Source organism: Angustibacter speluncae, from assembly GCF_054777815.1.
In genome coordinates this window covers 1-2,723 of the sequence record NZ_BAAHAF010000180.1, presented here as the reverse complement: position 1 = coordinate 2,723, position 2,723 = coordinate 1, and the positions used below count along the sequence as shown (strand labels likewise).

Below are 2,723 nucleotides of genomic sequence, written 5' to 3'. Positions count from 1 at the left end.
CGGCGCTGGTGGTCGCGGCCGCCGCGCTCACCGCCCCGCTGGTCGAGGCCGCGGTGGTCGTGACGGTGCTCGACCGCCAGCAGCAGCGGGTCGACGACGCGCGCACGGCCGCGCTCGAGCAGGCGCGCACCGCGGCCGAGACGGTGCTCTCCTACGGGTACACCACCCTCGACGAGGACTTCGACCAGGCGCTGGCCCTCAGCACCGGCCAGTTCCGCGAGGACTACGAGCGCACCTCCGAGGGCGCGGTGCGCGACGTCGCCACCCAGACCGAGGCCGAGGTCAAGGCCGACGTCATCTCGGCGGGCGTGGTGTCGGCGAGCGCCGACCGCGTCGTCGTGCTGCTGTTCGTCGACCAGACCACGGTGTCGAACCGGCTCGACCGGCCGCAGACCGACCAGAACCGGGTGCGGCTCACGATGGTGCGCAGCACCGCCGACGACGGACCGACCTGGCTGGTGGAGCAGGTCGAGGCGCTCTAGCCGTCCTGGCCGGCGGGCGCGGCCGCCGGCGGCTCCACCGCGTCGGTCCCGCCGGTCGGCGCACCGTCGGACGCGTCAGGCTCGCCGGCAGGGTCCGCCGACGGCTCCGGCTCGGCCTCCGGCTCGGTGCCGGCGGAGGGAGTCGGCTCGTCGCCGAGGGCCGGTTCGAACGGGGCCGGGGCGACCGCCGCGGGGGCAGGGGCCACCGGCTCGCCGGCCGGCGGCGTCGGGGCGTCGGTCGTCGGCTCCGACGCGGCGTCGGTCGCGGGCGGGAGCGAGACGGAACGGTCCCAGACCTGGAGGGGCGCGGACGTGACCTCGAGCCGGGCCGCGGCGGCGGACGACAGGCTGCCGGCGGTGCCGCCGGCGAGCAGCGCGACGGCCACGAGGGCCACGACGGACAGGTGCCGCGTCACCGCTGCACGTCCTGCTCGGCCCGGGCGAGGTCGACAACCCGCTCGTCGGTGAGGTCGACGACGAGCTCGTCGCCGGTCGAGGGGGCGTCGACGCCCTCGGTCTCGTCCTGGGCGGCCTCGTCACCTGTGCGACGCGGGCGGGCGTCCCAGCCGAGCACGACCAGCGTGACCAGGCCCGCGGCCAGGCCGGCGAACCAGGGCTCGCCGGGCAGCCGGAGCAGGTGGGCCTTGCCGGGCAGGTGCAGCCACGCGGCGCCGACGACGTCGGCGTCGGTGGGGTGCCACGGGTCGGGGTCGGGGTTGTTGTCGCCCTGCAGCGTGTAGCCGCGCTCGCCGTCGCCGCCGGTGATCCGGTGGATGACCTGGCCGCCCTGGGCGCGGAACGCCACGATCTGGCCCACGGCGTAGGTGTCCTGCTCGCGGGTGACGACGAGGTCGCCGGTGGCGTAGGTGCCGTCCATGCTGTGGCCCTGCACCTCGATGTACGCCGCCGGCCCGCCGAACGCGGTCGGCCCGAGCGTCACGAACCAGGCGCCGAGCAGCGCGAGCACGACCAGGTTGCCGGCGTGGCGGCGCAGCAGACGGGTCACGGGAGCCTCCGGAGCAGGGACGGGGACGACGACGGTCGGGGGCGGCGGCCGCAGCCGCCACCCCCGACCGGTGGTGTCAGCCGATCGTGCCGTAGCCCTGGCCGGAGAAGCCGGGGTCGATGGAGACGCGGACGCTCTTCAGCTGCTCGGCGTCCATCGGGGTGTCGAAGCTGACCCGGACGTACTGGGTGCCCGAGGGCTGGTTCGGGATGCGCCCGGACGCGCGCGGGCCGAACTGGGTGCCGCCGGGGGTCAGGGGCAGCACGGTGATCGCCTGGTCGGAGCACTGCGCGCCGTTGAGCTTCACGCGGGCGTTCACCACGTTCGGCGTGGCCAGGTGGTCGTTGTAGCCCCACTCGACGACCTCGGCGCTGGTGGCGCACTCGAGGTCGTTGGTCTGGCCGACCTGCAGCGGGCCGGCGCTGACGCCACCGGCGAAGCCGGCGGCGGACGCGGCACCGGCGGCCGCCACGACGGCGACGAGGGGGACGACGATGATCTTCTTCACGGGGTGCTCCAGAGGGTGTGTCGGGGGGGTCGGTCCCGGGCTCCCTCGGGGGGCTGCTCGGGCTCGATCAGGGTGGTCCCGGCGTCCCGTCCGGCTCATCCCCAGAATTGATGAACCGCGCACCGACGACTCCGCGCCCGCCGACCGGTCCACCCCCCGATCGACCGCCCTCGCCCGCCCGACCCACCAGGAGCACCCGATGTCCTTCCAGGCCTACCTCGACACCATCGAGGACCGCACCGGTCTCACCCCCCGCGAGCTGCTCGCCCAGGCGGAGGCGGCCGGCTTCGGACCGACGAGCAAGGCAGGTGACGTCGCGGCCTGGCTCAAGGACACCCACGGCATCGGCCGCGGCCACGCGATGGCCTTCTTCCACGTGCTGAAGAACGGGCCCACCATCAGCGACAAGCACGTGGGCACCACGGGCACCCACCGCGACGCGTCGACCGAGCTGCTGCTCGACGGCAAGGCCGCCCGCGGCAGCTGACGGCGGTCGCCTCAGAGCACCAGGGCGGCGAGGAACGCGGCGTAGCAGGCCAGGGCCGCCCAGGCGCAGGCGCCGACCGCGCGGGCCGGCGCCCGGACGGCGTGCAGGAGCGCCCCGACCGCCACGAGCGCCCAGCACGCGCTGTGGCCGAACCGCAGCAGCACGGCGCGCGGCCCGTCGCCGTCGTGCTCGGGCACCACGAGCAGCCAGAGCACCGCGAGCGCCGCGGCGACCACCGCG

Annotated in this window: 5 protein-coding genes and 1 pseudogene; 2 read left to right on the top strand and 4 right to left on the bottom strand. The window is 75.7% G+C overall.

What is annotated here, in order from left to right; genetic code table 11:
- Positions 1 to 482: pseudogene (locus ACYVKY_RS20090) on the top strand (hypothetical protein); the annotation flags it as partial.
- On the opposite strand, the gene ACYVKY_RS20085 reads toward ACYVKY_RS20090, so the two are convergent.
- The 3 genes from ACYVKY_RS20085 to ACYVKY_RS20075 all read right to left on the bottom strand — a co-directional run bounded on the left by ACYVKY_RS20085 (position 479) and on the right by ACYVKY_RS20075 (position 1,996).
- Positions 479 to 898, bottom strand: coding sequence for a hypothetical protein (locus ACYVKY_RS20085; protein ID WP_460436759.1), 420 nt, complete (start codon positions 896 to 898; stop codon positions 479 to 481). The pseudogene ACYVKY_RS20090 and the gene ACYVKY_RS20085 overlap by 4 nt on opposite strands.
- Positions 895 to 1,488 carry a S24/S26 family peptidase gene (locus tag ACYVKY_RS20080; RefSeq protein WP_460436758.1) on the bottom strand — a complete coding sequence of 198 codons (594 nt, stop codon included), beginning with the start codon at positions 1,486 to 1,488 and terminating at the stop codon, positions 895 to 897. The genes ACYVKY_RS20085 and ACYVKY_RS20080 overlap by 4 nt, the downstream gene beginning before the upstream one ends.
- Before the next feature lie 76 nt (positions 1,489 to 1,564).
- The gene (locus tag ACYVKY_RS20075) at positions 1,565 to 1,996 is read right to left on the bottom strand and encodes a hypothetical protein (RefSeq protein WP_460436757.1); all 432 of its coding nucleotides are present in this window, start codon (positions 1,994 to 1,996) and stop codon (positions 1,565 to 1,567) included.
- Positions 1,997 to 2,195: 199 nt separating this feature from the next.
- On the opposite strand from ACYVKY_RS20075, the gene ACYVKY_RS20070 reads away from it, so the two are divergent.
- A complete protein-coding gene (locus ACYVKY_RS20070; RefSeq protein WP_460436756.1) occupies positions 2,196 to 2,483 on the top strand; it encodes a DUF4287 domain-containing protein in 288 nt (95 codons plus the stop codon).
- A gap of 11 nt (positions 2,484 to 2,494) precedes the next feature.
- On the opposite strand, the gene ACYVKY_RS20065 is transcribed toward ACYVKY_RS20070, so the two are convergent.
- Positions 2,495 to 2,723, bottom strand: a 229-nt coding sequence (locus ACYVKY_RS20065) for a hypothetical protein (RefSeq protein ID WP_460436755.1), incomplete at its 5' end; no start/stop codon positions are given.

What these genes read in the sequence shown, in the direction of transcription:
- ACYVKY_RS20070 (WP_460436756.1), top strand. Translation starts at nt 2,196, where the DNA reads ATGTCCTTCCAGGCCTACCTCGACACCATCGAGGACCGCACCGGTCTC.